General features: G+C 71.7%; 21 protein-coding genes. 10 read left to right on the plus strand and 11 right to left on the minus strand.

Features of this window, described 5'->3' with window-relative positions:
* Positions 1-43: 43 nt before the first annotated feature.
* The 8 genes from OIB37_RS28440 to zapE all read right to left on the minus strand — a co-directional run bounded on the left by OIB37_RS28440 (position 44) and on the right by zapE (position 7,187).
* Entirely contained in the window at positions 44-760 is a 717-nt protein-coding gene (locus OIB37_RS28440) for an aminoacyl-tRNA hydrolase (RefSeq protein WP_330460461.1), read from the minus strand.
* A gap of 86 nt (positions 761-846) precedes the next feature.
* Positions 847-1,050, minus strand: coding sequence for a hypothetical protein (locus tag OIB37_RS28445; RefSeq protein WP_330460462.1), 204 nt, complete (start codon positions 1,048-1,050; stop codon positions 847-849).
* An 18-nt stretch (positions 1,051-1,068) separates the two neighbouring features.
* Positions 1,069-1,929, minus strand: a complete 861-nt coding sequence (locus tag OIB37_RS28450; protein WP_443058215.1) for a polysaccharide deacetylase family protein — start codon at positions 1,927-1,929, stop codon at positions 1,069-1,071.
* A 132-nt stretch (positions 1,930-2,061) separates the two neighbouring features.
* Positions 2,062-3,171, minus strand: a complete 1,110-nt coding sequence (locus OIB37_RS28455) for a slipin family protein (protein WP_330460464.1) — start codon at positions 3,169-3,171, stop codon at positions 2,062-2,064.
* Positions 3,172-3,326: 155 nt separating this feature from the next.
* Entirely contained in the window at positions 3,327-4,811 is a 1,485-nt protein-coding gene (locus OIB37_RS28460) for a SulP family inorganic anion transporter (RefSeq protein WP_330460465.1), read from the minus strand.
* Between the two features lie 8 nt (positions 4,812-4,819).
* Positions 4,820-5,398, minus strand: coding sequence for a carbonic anhydrase (locus OIB37_RS28465; protein WP_330460466.1), 579 nt, complete (start codon positions 5,396-5,398; stop codon positions 4,820-4,822).
* A gap of 79 nt (positions 5,399-5,477) precedes the next feature.
* Positions 5,478-5,873: a hypothetical protein gene (locus tag OIB37_RS28470; protein WP_330460467.1), complete on the minus strand. Its 396-nt coding sequence runs from the start codon at positions 5,871-5,873 to the stop codon at positions 5,478-5,480.
* Between the two features lie 210 nt (positions 5,874-6,083).
* The gene (zapE, locus tag OIB37_RS28475) at positions 6,084-7,187 is read right to left on the minus strand and encodes a cell division protein ZapE (protein WP_330460468.1); all 1,104 of its coding nucleotides are present in this window, start codon (positions 7,185-7,187) and stop codon (positions 6,084-6,086) included.
* Between the two features lie 36 nt (positions 7,188-7,223).
* Here zapE and OIB37_RS28480 point away from each other — a divergent pair, with 36 nt between their 5' ends.
* The 9 genes from OIB37_RS28480 to OIB37_RS28520 all read left to right on the plus strand — a co-directional run bounded on the left by OIB37_RS28480 (position 7,224) and on the right by OIB37_RS28520 (position 15,285).
* A complete protein-coding gene (locus OIB37_RS28480) occupies positions 7,224-8,267 on the plus strand; it encodes a pyrimidine reductase family protein (RefSeq protein WP_443058216.1) in 1,044 nt (347 codons plus the stop codon).
* A 155-nt stretch (positions 8,268-8,422) separates the two neighbouring features.
* Complete coding sequence (locus OIB37_RS28485; protein WP_330460470.1) at positions 8,423-8,896, plus strand: indole-3-glycerol phosphate synthase; 474 nt, start codon at positions 8,423-8,425, stop codon at positions 8,894-8,896.
* Between the two features lie 350 nt (positions 8,897-9,246).
* Positions 9,247-10,638: a UDP-N-acetylmuramate--L-alanine ligase gene (gene murC, locus OIB37_RS28490; RefSeq protein ID WP_330460471.1), complete on the plus strand. Its 1,392-nt coding sequence runs from the start codon at positions 9,247-9,249 to the stop codon at positions 10,636-10,638.
* Between the two features lie 19 nt (positions 10,639-10,657).
* Positions 10,658-11,065 (plus strand): peptide-methionine (R)-S-oxide reductase MsrB, encoded by a 408-nt coding sequence (gene msrB, locus OIB37_RS28495; protein WP_330460472.1) that lies wholly within the window; start codon positions 10,658-10,660, stop codon positions 11,063-11,065.
* 139 nt (positions 11,066-11,204) lie between these two features.
* Positions 11,205-11,600, plus strand: a complete 396-nt coding sequence (locus OIB37_RS28500; RefSeq protein WP_330460473.1) for an LppU/SCO3897 family protein — start codon at positions 11,205-11,207, stop codon at positions 11,598-11,600.
* A gap of 163 nt (positions 11,601-11,763) precedes the next feature.
* Positions 11,764-12,897 (plus strand): ABC transporter ATP-binding protein, encoded by a 1,134-nt coding sequence (locus OIB37_RS28505; protein ID WP_330460474.1) that lies wholly within the window; start codon positions 11,764-11,766, stop codon positions 12,895-12,897.
* Positions 12,894-13,547 (plus strand): ABC transporter permease, encoded by a 654-nt coding sequence (locus OIB37_RS28510; protein ID WP_330460475.1) that lies wholly within the window; start codon positions 12,894-12,896, stop codon positions 13,545-13,547. The genes OIB37_RS28505 and OIB37_RS28510 overlap by 4 nt, the downstream gene beginning before the upstream one ends.
* Positions 13,544-14,212 carry an ABC transporter permease gene (locus OIB37_RS28515; RefSeq protein WP_330460476.1) on the plus strand — a complete coding sequence of 223 codons (669 nt, stop codon included), beginning with the start codon at positions 13,544-13,546 and terminating at the stop codon, positions 14,210-14,212. The genes OIB37_RS28510 and OIB37_RS28515 overlap by 4 nt, the downstream gene beginning before the upstream one ends.
* A 113-nt stretch (positions 14,213-14,325) precedes the next feature.
* On the plus strand, positions 14,326-15,285 hold the full coding sequence (locus OIB37_RS28520) for an ABC transporter substrate-binding protein (protein WP_330460477.1): 960 nt from the start codon (positions 14,326-14,328) through the stop codon (positions 15,283-15,285).
* A gap of 170 nt (positions 15,286-15,455) precedes the next feature.
* Here OIB37_RS28520 and OIB37_RS28525 read toward each other — a convergent pair whose 3' ends face one another.
* Positions 15,456-15,941: a DUF6114 domain-containing protein gene (locus OIB37_RS28525; protein WP_330460478.1), complete on the minus strand. Its 486-nt coding sequence runs from the start codon at positions 15,939-15,941 to the stop codon at positions 15,456-15,458.
* A gap of 4 nt (positions 15,942-15,945) precedes the next feature.
* Positions 15,946-16,644, minus strand: coding sequence for a DUF6230 family protein (locus tag OIB37_RS28530; RefSeq protein ID WP_330460479.1), 699 nt, complete (start codon positions 16,642-16,644; stop codon positions 15,946-15,948).
* 689 nt (positions 16,645-17,333) lie between these two features.
* Between OIB37_RS28530 and OIB37_RS28535 the strand changes: the two genes are divergently transcribed.
* Positions 17,334-17,987, plus strand: coding sequence for a Tat pathway signal sequence domain protein (locus tag OIB37_RS28535; protein ID WP_330460480.1), 654 nt, complete (start codon positions 17,334-17,336; stop codon positions 17,985-17,987).
* An 18-nt stretch (positions 17,988-18,005) separates the two neighbouring features.
* Here the strand turns inward: OIB37_RS28535 and OIB37_RS28540 are convergent, their stop codons facing one another.
* Positions 18,006-18,992: a lytic polysaccharide monooxygenase gene (locus OIB37_RS28540; protein ID WP_330460481.1), complete on the minus strand. Its 987-nt coding sequence runs from the start codon at positions 18,990-18,992 to the stop codon at positions 18,006-18,008.
* Between the last annotated feature and the right edge of the window lie 257 nt (positions 18,993-19,249).

Here is a 19,249-nt window from a genome sequence, read left to right on the forward strand (position 1 = left end):
AGACCCGCCCTCCGGGCGGACGACAGGAGTTTGACGACAGGACCTAGCGCAGGGCCGGGTGGTCGGCGACCACCGTGCACGAGCCGGGGGCGATCTCCGTGAAGCCGGCATCCCTGACCAACGGCAGTCCGGCGGAGGTCAGCGCGCTCCACTCGGCGGGGTCGGCCGTGCGTACCGCCAGGGGGAAGCCAGCCTCGCGCCAGGCGGTGCGCGCCTCGTCGGACAGGGCCCACCAGGCCAGCTGGGCGCCGTGCCCCGCCTGGGCCATGGTCTTGCCGGCCGACATCTCCAGTCCGGGGTTCAGCCACAGCACGGGCTGCGACCGGTCCGCCTCGACGGGCGGCTCCGGATCGTCCAGCTCCGTACCCGACACCTGGAGCTTCACCAGCTCCTTGGGCCAGCCGTCCAGCGGGACCGGCGGGAAGACCCGTACCTCCGCGGACTTGCCGGTGACCGTGATCCCGGGCAGTGCCTCGGCGCGCCGCCACTCGGCGCCGCGGGCCCGCCGTACGACCTTGCGGATCCGCGCGTCCTCCCAGTCCCGCATGGCCTGCGCCCACTCGCCGTCACCCAGCGCCCGCTCGTCGCCGAGCAGCAGCAGGACGGCACGCGCGGCGGTCTCCAGCGCGTCGGTGCGGGCGGGCGGGGCGCTCCGCTCGATCCGTACGACGAGGGGAAGCACGAACTGGGGCGCCTCGTCGCGCAGGTTGCGCTCGGACTGGAAGGGGCTGTCACCGGGGGTGGCTGGTACTTGACTCACAAGAGCCCAGCCTACGAGCACTCCGTCCGGCCGGGACACGCCGGCCGTCACCCCGGGCTCACCGGGGCCGGACCACCGCCCGCCGCTCACCCCGAACAGGCGGTGCGCTGCGCCTCCTGCCACTCGCACACCGGGCACAGCGTGACGCCCCTGCGTGACTCCGGGTACTCCGTGGGCTCCCGGCACAGCACGCACTCGGCGTACGGCGGGCCGCCGGCGTGGGTGGGGCGGGCGGCGTCCACGCGTGCGCGGGACGTCTCGCCGGCCGTTTCCTCGTCCTTCTCGGTCATGTCCTCAGCGTAGGACGGTCACCGGTGGCCGGCGGTCTCGCCGATCAGCTCCGAGACCTTCACGAACCGGTAGCCCTGCTTGCGCAGTTCCGGTACGACCGCGCGGACGACCCGCTCGGTGGTCGGGGCGGCGCTGCGGGTGCAGTGCATGACGACCACCGACCCGGGCTTCACACCGTCCAGCACCTGCCGGGTCACCGCGTCGGCGTCCGTGGCGAACGCGTCACCGCTCACCACGTCCCACTGCACGGCGGTGACGCCGACCGAGCTGATCGCGCGCAGCGCCTGGCGGTCGTAGCAGCCGCCGGGGAAGCGGAAGTACGGCATCGGGTGCGGCACACCGGCCTGGCGGAAGGCCGTGTACGCCCGCTCGACGTCCGACTTCATGTGGTCCGCGTCGACGGTCGGCAGGCCGTAGCAGTCGCCGGTGAACGCGTAGTGGCTGAAGGAGTGGTTGGCCACCTCGAACTGCGGGTCGCTGCCCAGGGCGCGGGCCTGCGCCGGATACTGCTCGGCCCAGCGGCCGGTCATGAAGACGGTGGCCGGAACCTTCAGCGTGCGCAGGGCGCTGATCAGGCCGGGGTTGTCGAAGTGCTCGCCGGCGGCGGCGCGGGGCCCCTGGTCGGCGGTCATGTCGGCGTCGAAGGTCAGCGCGACGGTCTTGCCCAGGGTGCGCGGCCCGTGCTCGAACACCGGGGTCAGACCGCCCGGGCCCGGGGTCAGGGTCGGGGGGCGGGAGGCGGACGGGGAGGCGGAGGCGGTGGGGGCGGCGGCCCCGGCGCGGGCCGGGCGCGCGGCGCCGGTGGTGCCCGCGGTACCGCAGGCGGCGAGGGCCGCGCCCAGGGCGCAGACGGCGGTGATACGGCGTGCGATTGTCATCACCGTAAGAAAATAGGACTGAAAATCAGTTTGTATGTATATCTGCATCGCGACGCGGCGATGCGGTCACCCACGCGGCGGCGCCGCAGGCCGCCGCCGGGCGGAGCCGCCGGCTCCCCGCGGCGGCGGCGCCTACGCCGACTCCTTCGAGTCACCGCTTTCCTTCGGCTCACCGATGCCTGTCAGGTCACCGGGCTCCTTCGGCCTGCCGATGTCCGCCGGATCGCCGGGCTCTCCCGGCCCGCCGAGGCCCGCCAAGCCGCCGGTCCCTCCCGGCTCACCGATGCCTGCCAAGCCGCCGGTTTCTCTCAGCTCACCGATGTCCTTCAGGTCGCCGACTCCGTTCAGGCCGTGCTTTTCCTCCAGGCCGTCGAGGGCGCCCGGTCTGCTCAGGGCCTCGGGGAGCTCGCCCGGTGTCTGCGCCGGCAGGTTCTCGACGGGGGCGGAGCGGGCTGTCGCCCCACTGTCCGGGGCGGCTGTCTGCTGGCCGCCACGCTCCAGGAAGTGCAGCAGCTCCACCGGGATGGGCAGCACCAGGGTGGAGTTCTTCTCGGCCGCCACCGCCATCACCGTCTGCAGCAGCCGCAACTGGAGCGCGGCCGGGGTGCCGGACATCTGCTGTGCGGCCTCGGCCAGCTTCCTGGAGGCCTGCAGTTCGGCGTCGGCGTTGATGATCCGGGCCCGGCGTTCCCGGTCGGCCTCGGCCTGGCGGGCCATGGACCGCTTCATCGTGTCCGGCAGGGACACGTCCTTGATCTCCACGCGGTCGACCTGGATGCCCCAGCCGACGGCCGGACTGTCGATCATCAGCTCCAGCCCCTGGTTCAGCTGCTCCCGGTTGGACAGCAGGTCGTCCAGGTCGCTCTTACCGATGATCGACCGCAGCGAGGTCTGCGCCATCTGCGAGACCGCGAACTTGTAGTCCTCGACCTTCACCAGCGCGCTCGCCGCGTCGACCACCCGGAAGTAGACGACGGCGTCCACGCGCACGGTGACGTTGTCGCGGGTGATGCCCTCCTGGGCGGGGATGGGCATCGTCACGATCTGCATGTTGATCTTGTGCAGTCGGTCCACGAACGGGATCACCAGCGTCAGCCCGGGCGCCCGTACCTCCCCCGCGAGCCGTCCGAGCCGGAACAGCACACCCCGCTCGTACTGCTTGACCACCCGCGCGGCCGCCGCAAGGTACACGAGACCGGCGCAGCCCACACCCAAGCCGACCCCGACCAGTTCCTGAAGCATGGTGACCCCCTCACCATCGAGAGGTCTGCTCTGTCTATGTCTGCAACGATATGCCCGGCTCGGGGGAATCAGCCACGAGCCGCAGGAGCTGGTGCGGGGACCGGTCGGTGCGGTGCGGTGCGGTGCGGTGAGGTGGGGTGGGGTGCGGTGCGGGGTCAGGGGCGGTGGGCCGGTGCCGTGACGCGCACCGGCTCGGTGCCGGCCGCGCTGTGCCGCTCGGCCCAGTTCTCCAGGGCCGTACGGCAGGCGTGGTCCAGGTGGTGCAGGCCGGACAGGTCCAGCCGTACCGGGCGGTCCTGCGGGAGCGACTCCAGGCTGTCGAGGATCCTGGGCAGCCGCAGGAAGGTCGCGTTGCCCGACAGGTGCGCCTCGACCGGGCCCGCGCCCTTGTCGACGACCTCCAGCCGGAGGTGCGAGGCCTCCCAGGCGGTCTTGACGACGGCGAGCGCGAGGCCGATCAGCACGCCCTCGAACATGCTCACCGCCACGATCGACACGGCGGTGACGGCGAGGATCAGCGCCTCGCCCCGGTGCTCGCGCCAGAGCGCCCCCAGCGCCCGTACCGGCACCAGCTTGGCACCCGAGTACAGGAGGATGCCGGCGAGCGCCGGGAGCGGGATCCAGGCGAGCACGCCCGGCAGCAGCGCGGCGAACAGCAGCAGCCAGACGCCGTGCAGGACGCGGGAGGCCTTCGTACGGGCCCCCGCCTGCACGTTGGCCGCGCTGCGGACGATCACCGCGGTCATCGGCAGTGCGCCGAGCAGCCCGCAGACGGTGTTGCCCGCACCCTGGGCGATCAGCTCCTTGTCGTACGCGGTGCGCGGTCCGTCGTGCAGCCGGTCCACGGCCGCCGCGCTGAACAGCGACTCGGCGGACGCGATCAGCGTGAACGCGATCACCGTGCCGATGGCCCCGGCGGAGGCCAGGCCGGCGAGGGCGCTCGTCGTCGGCGGCCGGACCGAGTCCAGCAGTCCGCTCACCTCGACGGTTGCCACCGGCAGATCCAGCAGGAGCGCCGCCAGCGCGGCGAGGACCACCGCGGCCAGCGGACCGGGCACCGCGCGCACCTTCGCCAAGGTACGCCGCCACAGGATCAGGACCGCGACCGTGCCCGCGCACACGGCGAGCGAGGCGAGCGCCCGCCCGTCACCGAACGCGTGCAGGAACGCCCGGGGCAGTCCGGCCAGCTTGGCGGGGCCCGAGTCGGGGGCCCTGGCCGCCATGGCCGGGTACAGCTGGCCGGCTATCAGGACCAGGCCGATCCCCGCCAGCATGCCCTCGACGACCGACACGGAGATGGCCCGGAAGTACCGGCCCAGCCTCAGCACGCCCATGAGGATCTGGAACACGCCGGTGACGAGCACGATCACCCCGAGCACCGGCAGCCCGAACTCCTGAACCGCCTCGAAGACGAGCACGGTCAGCCCGGCGGCGGGCCCGGACACCTGGAGGCTGCTGCCGCGCATCAGCCCGGTGACGAGACCGCCCACGATGCCGGTGACAAGGCCCAGCTCCGCCGGGACACCGGAGGCGACGGCCACGCCCACGCACAGCGGGAGCGCGACCAGGAAGACGACGACGGAGGCGGCGAAGTCCCGCCGCAGATGCGGGGCGCGCGATATGAGGCCGTTCCCGGACATCGGGGCGCTCACAGGGCTTCGAAGGTGTCGGTGTGCGGGCGGTGCGCCCGTACGGCGCCGGTGTGCACCTCGTAGTACCAGGCGTGCAGGCCGAGCCGGCCCTGCGCCAGCCCCCGCTCGACGCACGGGTACGAGCGCAGCCGCAGCAACTGGGTGAGGACATGGCTCTGGACGCCCTCGGCGACCTCCGGGTCCTCGGCCGCGCCCGCCGGACGCGGGGTGGCGTGCGCCAGCCAGTCGCGCACGGCGGGTACGGCGGTCAGGTCGTCGCCGCGCACCAGCGCGCCGACGGCGCCGCAGTGCGAGTGACCGCAGACGACGATGTCGCGGACGCCGAGCACCTCCACGGCGTACTCGATGGTGGCGGCCTCGCCGGTGGGGTGCTGCGAGGTGTACGGCGGGACGATGTTTCCCGCGGTGCGCAGCTCGAAGAGCTCGCCGGGGCGGGCGCCCGTGATCAGGGCCGGGACGACCCTGGAGTCGGAACAGGTGATGAACAGCACCTGCGGGGACTGGCCTTCTGCGAGCTTGGCGAACTCCTCAGGGCGCTGTCCGAAGGTGCGAGCGTTGTCGATGAGGGGCTGCATGGTGTGTGGACTCCTCCTGGCGCGCCTCGACGGCGCGTCGGGCCTGCACGACGGTCGTGGGGGGAGAGAAGTCGCTCCCTCAGCAGCGGAAGACCTGAAGGGCTGCCGGAGCGGGAACTCTGACGGATCTCGTGTCGCGGCGGTGCGGAGCGCCGGATGCGGCCGGCGGGCGCGCGGTGGCCGGCTGCCGGGATATGTGCGGGCGCTCCTGGACCTGCGCGGAGTCGGTGGCGCGGTGCCGGTTGCGGGCGTGCGCGAAGCCCGCGGGCGATGGGGAGCAGTCGGCTTCGCGGAGCATGTCGGCCCCGCCGCCCGGGGGTTGCCCGGACAGTACGAATCCGGTCGTGGTCCTGGCCTTCGCCTCACCGAGCGTGTGCGCGGACGCGAAGTTCCCCGTGAACGCGAAGCACTGCAGGGCGATCAGGGTGGCGATCAGCAGGGCGAACCCCGCCTTGGTCGTCTCACCTCGGAACATGCGCCCCCCTTCGCCCACCCGAGCTCCCTGTCCACGCCAAACACTGGTCAATGGATGGTCAAGAAACACCTTAGCCCGGCAAAGTCCTTTGCAGGGTTAACGGCGGGTTACATGCGCAAGAGAGGGCAAAAAGTGCGGGTCACGTGGCCGGAAAAGGCCCTTGACCCGCATGGGTTGACTGGTGGTCAGGCGGTTGCGGCGCCCCGCCGGTCAGGCGGTGACGAGGCCCTTGGCGTCCCGGGCGAGCGCGGTCAGCCGGGATATCGCGCGGAAGTACTTCTTGCGGTAGCCGCCGTTCAGCATCTCCTCGCTGAACAGCTGGTCGAAGGGGAGTCCGGAGGCCAGCACCGGGACCTCACGGTCGTACAGCCGGTCCGCCAGGACCACCAGGCGCAGCGCCGTCGACTGGTCCGGCACCGGCCGCACGTCGGTGATGCAGACCGCCTTCAGGTCGTCGGTCAGCGCGCCGTACCGGCTCGGGTGCACCTTGGCCAGGTGCTCCAGCAGGTGCGGGAAGTCGTCCAGCGAGGCGCCGTCGGTCGCGTACGCCGCCTTCGTCACCTGCTCGTCGGAGAACGGCGCCGGGGCCTCGGGCAGGCCGCGGTGGCGGTAGTCCTCGCCGTCGATGCGCAGGGGGCGGAAGTGGGCGGACAGCCCCTGGATCTCGCGCAGGAAGTCGGCGGCCGCGAACCGGCCCTCGCCCAGCTTGCCGGGCAGCGTGTTGGAGGTGGCGGCGAGCGCCACGCCCGCGTCGACCAGCCTGCTCAGCAGGCTGGAGACGAGGACGGTGTCACCGGGGTCGTCCAGCTCGAACTCGTCGATGCACAGCAGGCTGTGACCCGACAGCGTCTGCACCGTCTGCTGGAAGCCCAGGGCGCCCACCAGGTTGGTCAGCTCCACGAAGGTGCCGAACGCCTTGCGCGAGGACTCGGCGGGGGTGGCGTGCCAGAGGGAGGCCAGCAGGTGGGTCTTGCCGACGCCGTAGCCGCCGTCCAGGTAGACGCCGCGGGGGCCGGCCGGGGTCTTGGGCGCCTTCGCCCTGCCGAACCCGAAGAAGCCGCGCTTGCCGGCGCCGGAGGCGTGCGCGCCGCCGAGACCGGCCGCGAAGCCCTCCAGGATCTGGACGGCCTGGGGCTGGCTGGGCTGGTTGGGGTCCGGGATGTAGGTCGCGAAGCGCACCGAGTCGAAGCGCGGCGGCGGCACCATCTCGGCGACCAGCCGGTCGGCGGGGACGTGCGGCTCGCGCTCGCACAAGGACAGCGGGCCCGCTTCGGTCACTGGGGTGGCTCCGGAGGCGGTGGGGGAGGACGACACAGTTACCCATGCTAGACGCCGTGTCACACTGCACGAATGCGACGCCTGTTCCCTGTGACCCACGAAACAGCAGCCCAGGCCCCTGATGAGGGTGCGGAGGGGGAGGGGGTGAGCGGGGTTCGCGGGGGGCCTGGCGGGCCTGTGGGGCCTGGGGACACCGTGGCGCCCGGTGGCCGTGACGCGCTCGACGGCCGCGAGTGGAGCCTCGCCGAGCTGGCCGCCGCCTACGCCTATCCGGCGTCCGCCTGCCCGGAACCCGCTTCTTCCTCGGCTACCGGTTCCGATTCCGGTTCCGATTCCGGTTCCGCTTCCGGTTCTGATTCGGGTTCGGCTACCGGTTCCGGTTCAGGACCCACTTCCGATTCCGGTTCCGCTTCCGACCTCGGTTCCAGGTCTGGTGCCGGTGCCGGTGCCGTGCGGCCGTGGCTGCGGGCCAACATGGTCTCGACGCTCGACGGAGCCGCCCAGCACGACGGGCGCTCCCAGCCCATCTCCTGCGCCGCCGACATGCGGATCTTCGGCACGCTCCGGGCGCTCGCGGACGTCGTCCTGGTGGGTGCGGAAACGGTACGGCAGGAGGGGTACCGGCCCGCACGCGCGCGCGCTGAGTTCGCGGCGGCCCGTGAAGCCGCGGGACAGGCGCCCGCCCCGGCCGTCGCGATCGTCACCGCCGGCCTGGAGCTGGACTTCTCCCTGCCGCTGTTCACCTCACCCCTGGTGCCGACGATCCTCCTCACCGGCGCCGCCGCGCCGGCCGACCGGGTCGTCGCCGCCGAGCGGGCCGGCGCCCGGGTGATCGTCGCCGGTGAGGGCAGCGGCGTCGATCCCGCGCGCGCGGTGAGCGCGCTGGCCGGCCTCGGATACACCCGGCAGCTCACCGAGGGCGGGCCCCGGCTGCTCGGCCAGCTCGTGGCGGCGGGGGTGCTGGACGAGCTGTGCCTGACCCTCTCGCCGATGCTCACGGCGGGGGACGCGCAGCGGATCGCCGGGGGACCGTCCGTCGCCGTTCCGCGCCGCTTCGAACTGGTGTCGCTCCTGGAAGAGGACGGATTTCTGTTCGGTCGTTACCGACGCTCCTGAAAACAGCGGAATCTACCGTTCCGTTTAGCCTCCGGCGGGCACACTTAGTCCGGCACTACCCGTGCGATCACGGGGCAGGATGGTTTCCGCAGGGCCTTGCCCTGCCCACGGAGGACAGAGGGTCCGGCGGGCCCTCGAAGGAGAAGAGGCGCCTGGTGTTCACAAGCGTTCTGATGATCGAGAAGGCCCTGACGTCCCCCGACGTGGAGTTCGTCACCACCTTGCACGGGGACGAGCCGGTCTTCTTCCACGTACTGCTCGAACCGCGCGGTGACCAGGCGGACCGGCTCCTGCGGGCCATAGACGACATCGCGCTCGGCGAACTCGACGAGGCCGTCCACGAGGGCGGGACCCCCGAGGGGAACGCCGCCAGGAGCGTGGGGGAGCGGGCGCTCGACGTCTCCCTGCAGGCGCTGCGGGCTGCCGGGTGCCGGGCGGAGGGCCGGCTGGTCGAGGATCATCCGCTCGACGCGCTGAAGACCCTGGTCACCGAGGTCGACGCGGACGAGGTGATCGTACTGACCGACCCGCACTACGTGGAGGAGTTCTTCCACCGCGACTGGGCCTCCCGCGCCCGTCACAAGGTCGGCGTGCCCGTGCTCAAGCTGTTCTCGCACGCCAAGGCGTAGCGCTCCGTGCGGGCGGACGGTGGGCCTGTCGTCCGGGGGCGGTGCGTGCGTGGGTCGTGCGGGAGCGCTGCGGCCCGGCGTGCCGTTTCCCGGGCTTCCCCGGGCTCCCGCTCCCTCGGGGCCGCCGCGACCCCGCTCCCTCGGGGCCGCGGCGACCCCGCTCCCTCGGGGCCGCTCCCCGCGGGGCTGATCCTCGCGGGTGCGCTTCGCCGCGGCGGGCGCCGGCTGCCCCGCGCCTGCCGCCCCGCGGACGTGGGGGCTGCCCCTGCCCGTGCCCCTTGCGAGGTGACCCTTGTTCCAGCGCATAGGCTAGGCCTGCTCTAGCTCGCACCGTCTCTGGGGAGAAACGCATGGCACCCGGCCTTCCTGTCGCCATGGACCGACCGCACTTCATCGGCATCGGCGGCGCCGGGATGTCGGGCATCGCCAAGATCCTCGCCCAGCGCGGGGCCAAGGTGGCCGGCAGCGACGCCAAGGACTCGGCGACCGCCGAGGCGCTGCGGGCGTTCGGGGCCACCGTGCACATCGGCCACGCCGCCGAGCACCTGGCCGACGACGCCAGCTGCGTCGTCGTGTCGTCCGCGATCCGCCAGGACAACCCGGAGCTGGCGCGTGCCGCCGAACTGGGCATCCCGGTCGTGCACCGCTCCGACGCGCTCGCGGCGCTGATGGAGGGGGTGCGGCCGATCGCCGTGGCCGGCACCCACGGCAAGACCACGACCACCTCCATGCTGGCCGTCTCGCTCACCGAGCTGGGCCTCGCGCCGTCGTACGCCATCGGCGGCGACCTGGACGCGCCCGGCTCGAACGCGCTGCACGGCGACGGCGACATCTTCGTCGCCGAGGCGGACGAGTCGGACCGCAGCTTCCACAAGTACGCGCCCCAGGTCGCCATCGTCCTCAACGTCGAGCTGGACCACCACGCGAACTACGCCTCGATGGACGAGATCTACGAGTCCTTCGAGACCTTCGCCGGGAAGATCGTGCCCGGCGGCACGCTGGTGATCTCCGCCGACCACGAGGGCGCCCGCGAGCTGACCCGGCGCCTCGATGGTTCGGTGCGGACCGTCACCTACGGTGAGGCCGCGGACGCCGACGTGCGGGTCCTCGCCGTCGTACCGCAGGGGCTGAAGAGCCAGGTCACCGTCCTGCTGGACGGCCACGAGCTGACCTTCGCGGTCTCCGTGCCGGGCCGGCACTACGCGCTCAACGCCGTCGCCGCGCTCGCCGCCGCGGCCGCCCTCGGTATCCCGGCCGACGAGATGGCGCCCGCGATCGCCGCCTACACCGGCGTCAAGCGCCGCCTCCAGCTCAAGGGCGAGGCGGCCGGCGTCCAGGTGATCGACTCCTACGCGCACCACCCCACGGAGATGACCGCCGACCTGGAGGCCATGCGTGCCGCCGCCGGCGACGCCCGCATCCTCGTCGTCTTCCAGCCGCACCTGTTCTCCCGCACCCAGGAGCTGGGCAAGGAGATGGGCCAGGCGCTGGGGCTCGCGGACGCCTCGGTGGTCCTCGACATCTACCCCGCCCGTGAGGACCCGATCCCCGGGGTCACCAGCGAGCTGATCATCGAGGCCGCGCGCGCGGCCGGCGCCCAGGTCACCGCCGTGTCCGACAAGGACACGGTCCCCGGCGTGATCGCGGGAATGGCCGGGCCCGGCGATCTCGTTCTCACCATGGGCGCGGGCGACGTGACCGACCTCGGCCCGCTGATCCTGGACCGTCTGTCGCAGCAGTGAAGTGAAGGGGCTGAGGCTCATGTCGTACGACGTCGAGAAGCCGGACGAGCAGTGGCGTGCGGAGCTGACCCCGGACGAGTACGCCGTACTGCGCCAGGCCGGCACCGAGCCGGCCTTCCGGGGCGAGTACACGGACACCAAGACCAAGGGCGTCTACTCCTGCCGCGCCTGCGGGGCCGACCTCTTCACCTCGGGTGAGAAGTTCGAGTCCCACTGCGGCTGGCCGTCCTTCTACGACCCGAAGGACACCGACGCCGTCGAACTGATCGCCGACCGGTCCCACGGCATGGTCCGCACCGAGGTCCGGTGCGCCCGCTGCGGCTCGCACCTCGGGCACGTGTTCGAGGGTGAGGGGTATCCCACGCCCACCGACCAGCGGTACTGCATCAACAGCATCTCGCTGCGGCTGGAGCCGGGCGAGGGCTGAACCCGCCGAACCCACCGAACTCGTCGAACCCGTCGAACCCAGTGACCGGTGAGCCCGCGCCGTACGCGTACGCGGGCTCACCGGTTTTCGGTATGTCCCCCTCTCCCACGCCGGCCCCATAGCCTCGAGGAACCCGATCGTGTCCCAACCACCGCCCCTGGGCGGCCCGAACGCCACGCACACCCCCGCGCAGATACGACGCAACCGCCTGATCTTCCTCGCGGTGGTTCTCGTCCTCGCGGGCATGGTGACCTTCAGCGCCCTGGGTCCCTACGACACCGAGGACCAGTCGGCGACGCTCAAGGCCGGTGACTGCTTCCAGAACGTCGGCACCGACAAGGCGGCGAAGACCAAGAAGCTCGACTGCGCCGACCCGCACGCCGACTACAAGGTCCTCAAGATGGTCGAGAACGCGGTCGTCGACACCTTGGCGTGCTCCGACGTCCCGGGTACGACCGGCTCGCTCACCCGGTCGGGCTCCGGAAAATGGTTCGTCGTCTGCTTCGAGGACAACGACGAGAAGGGCGAGAAGTAGCCGAGGTGCGGCCACCCGGTGCCGCCCGGCACCCCGGTCACCGCGGCTGAGCGCCGAACGGCCCGGAGGCATCCGTTCTGCCCGACCGACTGCCGCAACACTCGGCGTCTACACTCTCCCGGCAACGGCCAGACACCGCCAAGTCCGAAGGGTGTACGGGGTTTTGATACGGATAGACGCAGTCACGAAGCGGTACCCGGACGGGACGGTGGCGGTGGACCGGCTGTCACTGGAGATACCCGACCGCGCGATCACCGTCCTCGTCGGCCCCTCCGGATGCGGCAAGACGACGACCTTGCGGATGATCAACCGGATGGTGGAGCCGAGCGAGGGAGGTATCTTCCTGGACGGCGCGGACATCCGGCAGCAGCCGGTCAACACCCTGCGCAGGTCGATGGGTTACGTCATCCAGAACGCCGGACTCTTCCAGCACCGCACCATTCTCGACAACATCGCCACCGTCCCCCGCCTGCTCGGCTGGGGCAAGCGGAAGGCGCGGGAGAGGGCGGTGGAGCTGATGGAGCGGGTCGGGCTCGACAGCGCGCTCGCCAAGCGCTACCCCTACCAGCTCTCGGGCGGCCAGCAACAGCGCGTCGGCGTCGCGCGGGCACTCGCCGCGGACCCGCCGGTACTGCTGATGGACGAGCCCTTCTCCGCCGTCGACCCCGTCGTACGCAAGGGGCTGCAGGACGAACTCCTGCGTATCCAGGATGAGTTGGGGAAGACCATTGTCTTCGTGACCCATGACATCGACGAGGCCGTCAAGCTGGGCACGATGGTCGCCGTGCTGCGCACCGGCGGCCGGCTCGCCCAGTTCGCCCCGCCGTCCGAACTGCTCAGCGCGCCCGCCGACGCCTTCGTCGAGGACTTCCTCGGTGCCGACCGGGGCATCCGCGGGCTGTCCTTCTTCCCCTCGGGCACACTGGAGTTGCAGACCGCGCCCGTCGTCACGATCGACGCGGACGCCGAACGGCTCGCCGCGAGCGCCCCGGCCGGCGGCGCCCCCTACCTCCTCGTGACGGACGCCGACGGCACACCGCTCGGCTGGGGCGAGCCTGACCGGCTCACCGCCGGAGCCATCGACCGCGGGCAACTGCTGCCGCACGGAAGGCCGTTCGTCCCCGGGAAGGACTCGCTGCGCAGCGCCCTCGACGGTGCCGTGCTCTCGCCGACCGGCTGGGCCGTGGCCGTGGACGGGGAGGGGCACGCCGTCGGAGTCGTCTCCCAGCAGGCCATCGGCGAGGCGATCCGCGCCGCTCACGCCGAGACCCGGCAGGCCGGGAGGGTCACGGGATGAACGGCTTCTTCGACCTTCCCAGCGACCTCCAGCACAGCTACGCCGGTCTCATCGGCCTGCATCTGCGCGAGGCCCTGCTGCCGGTACTGGCCGGACTCCTCGTCGCGCTGCCCGTCGCCCAGCTCTGCACCCGCTTCCGCTGGCTGTACCCGCCCGTCCTCGGCGTCACGACCGTGCTGTACGCCATCCCGTCGCTGGCCTTCTTCGTCATCCTCATCGACTACACCGGCCAGAGCGAGACCACCGTGATGATCCCGCTCGCGGTGTACAGCCTGGTGGTGCTGGTCCCGGCCATCGTGGAAGGTGTCCGATCGGTGCCGCCGGAGACGCTGGCCGCCGCCCAGGCCATGGGTCTCGGGCCCGTACGGCGTTATCTCCAGGTGCAGTTGCCCATCGCCGTACCCGCGATCATGGCGGGCCTGCGGGTGGCCGCCGTGTCGAGCATCTCCCTCGTCAGTGTCGGCATGCTCATCGGCAACCAGGGCGCCCTCGGCAACATGCTCAACGACGCCAACCTCTATCACCGGCCCGCGCTCGCCGTGAACTCCGTGCTGACCACCGCGGTCGTGGCCATGCTCGTCGACGCGCTGCTCGTCCTCGTCCGCACGCTGCTGACCCCCTGGATGCCGAGGAAGGGTGCCACCCGGTGAACGTTCTCGACTTCGCCCGCGCCTTCTTCGGCGACGGTTCCCGGTGGCACGGCTACGACGGCATCCCCACGCGCCTGCTGGAACACCTCGGATACTCCCTGGAGGCGCTCGCCGTCGCCGCCCTGATCGCGCTGCCCGTCGGCCTGGTCACCGGTCACCTCGGGCGCGGCGGCAACGCCCTCGCGCTGATCGCCACCGCCGCCCGGGCCCTGCCCAGTTTCGGCCTGCTGGTCCTGATGTTCCTCTGGCTGGGGTTCGGCACGCTGCCGGTGATGATCCCGCTGGTCGTGCTCGCCGTACCGCCGATCCTGGTCACCACCTATGAGGCGATCCGCTCCCTCGACCCGTCCCCGGTGGACGCGGCGCGGGGCATGGGGATGACCGAGCCGCGCATCCTGTTCCAGGTGGAGATCCCCGTCGCGCTGCCGCTGATCCTCGGGGGACTGCGCACGGCGGCCATCCAGATCGTCTCCACCGCCACCATCGCCGCCTACGTCAGCTTCGGCGGCCTCGGCCGGTACATCATCGACGGCCTCTACCAGCGGAACTACGAGAAGGTCGTCGGCGGAGCCACCCTGGTGGCCGGGCTGGCGCTGGCCACCCTCGTGGTGTTCTGGGCGGTGTCGCGGATCGCCGTCTCGCCCGGAGTGCGAAGAAGCAACTGATCTTGAAACAAGGGGAGTTGATATTCGACCGACGTCAACTGGGGTCGCATCGAAGCCAATTGGTGACCTGAGTTCACTTGACTGGCGAAGAACAGGCTGGATTGGATCAATCCGTGACTACCACGAACCGCACCAGCAGGTCCATCCGGAGGAACCGAGGCGCGGCCGCCGTCGCCCTCGCGGCGGCGACGGCGCTGCTGGCGGGCTGTAGCTCCTCCGACGGCAAAGCCGGCAACCCCCTGACGGACAGCAAGGCGAGCGGCGACACCGTCGTCGTCGGATCCAACAACTTCCCCGAGAGCGTCCTGCTCGCGGACATCTACGGCGAGGCCCTCAAGGCCAAGGGAATCAAGGTCGGTTACAAGCCGAACATCGGCAGCCGTGAGACCACCTACGGGCTGCTCAAGAACGGCTCCGTATCCGTCCTGCCCGAGTACAACGGAGCACTGCTGGCCTACCTCGACCCGAAGGCCGCCCCGACCACCGTCGAGGCGACCACCACGGCCATCGAGGCCAAGCTGGACTCCAAGCTGACCCTGCTGAAGCCCTCCGCGGCCCAGGACAAGGACTCGGTCACGGTCAACGAGGCCACCGCGAAGAAGTACGGCCTCACCGGGAAGTCCTCCATCGCCGACCTCAAGGACGTCGCGAAGGATCTGGCCATCGGCGCCTCGCCGGAGTTCCAGACCCGCCACCAGGGACTGGTGGGCCTGAAGGAGGTGTACGGCCTGCAGTTCAAGTCCTTCAAGGCCCTGGACGTCGGCGGCCCGCTGACCCAGTCGGCGCTGCAGAAGAACGTCGTACAGGCCGCGGACATCCTGACCACGGACCCGATCGTCTCCAAGGAGAAGTTCGTCGTCCTGCAGGACCCCAAGAACCTCTTCGGCTTCGAGAACGTCCAGCCCCTCGTGTACAAGGGCGCCGTGTCCCAGAAGGGCGTCGACACGCTCGACGCCGTCTCCGCCAAGCTGGACACCGCGACCCTGCTGGAGCTGGGCACCAAGGTCCAGTCCCAGCACGAGGACCCGCTCGACGTGGCCAAGGAGTGGCTGAAGACGGCGGGCCTCGCCTGATCCGAGCCTGACCCGTACGCGGCCGTCCCGCGTCGCACGCGCCGGGGCGGCCGCGTCACCGCTGCCGCCCCGAGTGGTCCCTCGGTCGTAAGTGAGGGGGAGCGAGGGGGAGGCGAGTGGTGGTGCGGCCGGCAGTCGCTGATGCGGCGGCGAATGGAGGGGGTTGCCCCTCAGGCCGGCTCCCCGGCCCCGGTCCCCGCTCCCGTCGTCGCCCCTTCACCCAGGCTGCCCCGGGTGCCCAGGCCCGCGGCGCGCGCCTGCTTGCGGCGCCGGCGTCGGGAGACCCGGAGTTCCTGGTCGGGCAGCCAGCCGAAGGCGAGGCAGCTGCCGACGGCGCCGAGGAGCAGGCCGACGAAGAAGCCGCCCAGGTTGGAGGTGAGCCAGGTGCCCAGCGAGAGGAGGATCCCGGTCAGGGAGTAGAAGAGCCGCTGGGCGGGGTTGAAGAGGATCAGCAGGCCCAGCAGCACCATCAGGCCGGGCAGCAGGTAGCCGGCGAGGCCCTGCATGCCGATGTGCATGACGACCTTCAGTGAGGCCTTCTCCGTGAGCAGGATCTCGCCACCGCCGAGGGCGAGCAACAGCCCGCCCCAGAACGGGCGGTGGCCCCGCCAGTCACGGAAGGCGGCCCTGATTCCCTGACGTGGACGCTCCGGCATCTGATCAGCAACCCGAGTCGCTGAAGCCCAGCTTGAGCCCGGGGAGCTTGAACACGGCAGCCGTGGTCGCGTAGTTCTTCTGGCGCAGGTTGGCGATGCGTACCGTGTCGGCCTGCTGGCTGAAGACGCCGATCGGGCCCTTGGCGTTCGCCTTGTCGAGGGTGCTCGCGTCGTTGCCGATCTCGATGTTCTCGAACGCCGCGTCACCGGACAGCTCGGTGGAGTCGGTCGTCAGATCGCTCGCGGACACCTTCTGCGCGCCGCCGCCCGCGGTGATGAGCAGGTTGGTGCCGCCGAGGTCGACGCTCTGGCACAGCTTGGTGAGCGTGGCGTGCTTGATCGCGGAGGTGACGACGAGCACCTGACCGCCGGTGTCGCCCGCGTTCGGACTGCCGTCCGCCATGTTGTCGAGGCCGCCGAACTGCTCGAAGCCGGTGCCGTTCAGTTCGGTCGCCGTGACCGTGAACGGCATACCGGAGATCGCGAACTGCACACCCAGCGCTCCCTGCGCGGTGAGGATCGCGAGTCCGGCGGCGACCACGGTCGCGGGTACCGCCATCACCGCGGCCCGGCGCAGCCGGACGCGTCCTCGTCTGTCGCCGCCGGCGGTGACGCCGGACGCGCCCGCGGCTTCGGAAGGGGAACCGCTTTCCGGGTTCCCGGGGGTGTGGTCGGCGGACGCGTGGTCCGGGGACGAGGCCATGTCTGCTCCCATGGGCATAGATCAATGCGGGTTGGGCTTCAGGTGGCGCGATGTCCTGGCGCGGACAGCGGCTGCTCCGCACGTCTCCTCGCGTTCCCGGTGGACGCAAGGGCTTTCCCGTTACGCGGCAGTAGCCTTCGAGGAAGTTACCGCCGGTTACTTTGAAGGGTCAAGAGAGTTGTGAAAAAAGGGTGTCGAGTGTGCGGGGATCGCCCTGCCGGGCGCCTCGAAAGGCCTGTGAGGTCGTAATTTTGCGCCCCAACTCCCCTGCTACGTCTTGACGTTGATGCTCCCGGCCGTCTACAACTTCCCCGGGTTCCCCTGGTTCCCCGGATCCGTGGCGCCGGATCCGCCGAGCGGCACCGGCCGTGTTCCCGGCCCTCCTCGAGCCATCGCTCCGCGAGCAACCGCACCGCATCACCGCGGCACCAGTACGGTCGCTTCCCGCTCGGCCTGTCCGGGCCGTACCTCGTCACACCCGCTCGGAACGGGCCGTTTCCCCGGCCGGTCGGCCGGTCTGTCCTCGCCGCCGGTCCGTGACGTACGGAGAAGGCGTCACGGACCGGCGGCGACGGCACCGCTCGCGCACCCCCGTCTCTGCCCCGCGCCACAGCGTTCCCGCCCCGCGCCACTCCCGTTCCCGCCCCGCGTCATCCTCTGACCCCCACCTCGGAAGAGAGGCTCCCCCCATGCGCAAGCGCCCCCTCCTCGCCCTCGCCGCAGCCGTCGCCGCGTTCACTGTGGCCGCCGCGGTCCCCGCCTCCGCGGACGGCGGTGCCGTCCTGACCACGGGCAGCGCCGGCGGCACCGCCGCGGCGGCCGGCGACACCCTCACCGCCCCGCTGGCCACCGGCACCGTCGCCACGCTGTACTCCAGCGCCACCGGCACCAGCGGCGTGAAGTGCACGTCGTCCCAGTTCACCGCGAAGGTCACCGGCAACCCGGCCGCCCCCGGTACGGCCACCGAGTCGGTCACCGCGCACACCTTCGACCCCGCCGGCTGCACCAGCAACGTCACCGGCGTGCTCGGCGTCACCGGCATCACGATCGACAACCTGCCCTACGACGCGACGGTCGCCTCCGACGGCACCCTGACCGTCCTGCCGCCCGCCGGGTCCGTCATCCAGGCCACGGCCAAACTGCGCACCCTGCTCGGCTCCGTCACCTGCGTCTACCAGGCGCCGAGCCTGACCGGACACGCCGGCAACGCCGACAACAGCATCACCTTCACCAACCAGCAGATGACCAAGAGCTCCGGCTCGTCGCTGTGCTTCGCCAACGGCTTCTTCACCGCCAAGTACGCCCCCGTCACCGACGCGGGCGCACCGGTCTTCGTCAACTGAGCCCGAAACCGCGCCGGTTCAGCGGTTCCGCAGGCGCAGTGCGAGGGCGGCGCCCGCGGTGAGCACCAGCACCGCGGCGGCGCCGCCCGCCAGCAGGGGGGCCGAGGGGCCCGCGTCCGCGCGGGTCGTCTCGGCCACCGGCGTGCCGTCGTCGGCCGCGGCCGGGGAGCCGGAGGCCCGGCCGTCCCGCGCGGAAGCCGATCCGGCCGGCCGGGGCGACGCCGCCCGCGAGGGGTGCGCGGAGTCCGAGGGCCGGGACGAAGCGGCGGGCGTCTTCGCGTCCTCGGGTTTTCCGCTCTCCCGCTTCGCGCCGGACCCGGTACCCGCTCCCGCGCCGGCCCCCGAGGCCGTCCGCGCCGCCGGGAAGACGACGTCGGAGCACGAGTAGTACGTGTCCGGCGTGCTGGTGTTCTGCCAGATCGTGTACAGCATCTGACGGCCGGTCCGGTCCTTCGGGAGGGTCGCGCCGAAGTGGTAGGCCCCGTTCCGCAGCGGCGGGTCGGTGACCTCCGCGAAGGGCCGGGAGGGCAGGTCGGACCACTTCAGCGGCTTCGCCGGGTCGTAGCCGGGCTTGGTCAGGTACAGCCGGAACGTGCCGGTGTGCGCGATCGTCGAGGCGTAGGTCATCGTCATCCGGCTGCCCGGGGTGAGCCGCGTGGCCGGCCAGTCCGCCCGGGCGATGTCGAGCCCCCGGTACGCGGGAAGGTTCCCGCTGCACAGCCTGCCGTCCGGGATCACCTGCCGGTCACGGCCGGCCACTCCGGCGACGCGCAGGTTGTCCCACGCGGTGAAGGGGGCGCCGTTCGCCGAGACCGCCGCCCGGCAGGCGGCCGTCCCCTTCGCGCTGCCGCCCTCCGGGGAGCAGGCGTAGACCCGGCTGACCGGATCGGTGGGGGCGCCGTGTGCCTGCGCCGGACCCGCGGTCCACGGCAGCAGCAGGAGCGGGGCCGCGGCGGCGGCCGCGGTGACGCTCAGCCGGGCGGCGATCCGAGTCGTCCGAGTCATCAGGGGGTCTCCTCGGCGGGCGCGGGAACGAGGTGGTCTGTGACCAGTACGGCGGATGACCCCGCCGTGTTCAGCCCCGGAGCCCACGGACCGGTCACACCCCGGATCACCGACCGGTCCGGCGGTTTTCTTCCGATTCCCTCCGCGCCCGCCCGCGCGCCCTGTCCGGTGTCCCGTCCCGGGTCCGGGTCCGTGCCGCGCCCACGGCTCCCGTGGCCCGTCGGCGCCTGGCGGGGGCAGCCGGCGGCGCCTTCGGG

Origin of the sequence: Streptomyces sp. NBC_00820 (assembly GCF_036347055.1) — a bacterium.
GTDB lineage: Bacteria > Actinomycetota > Actinomycetes > Streptomycetales > Streptomycetaceae > Streptomyces.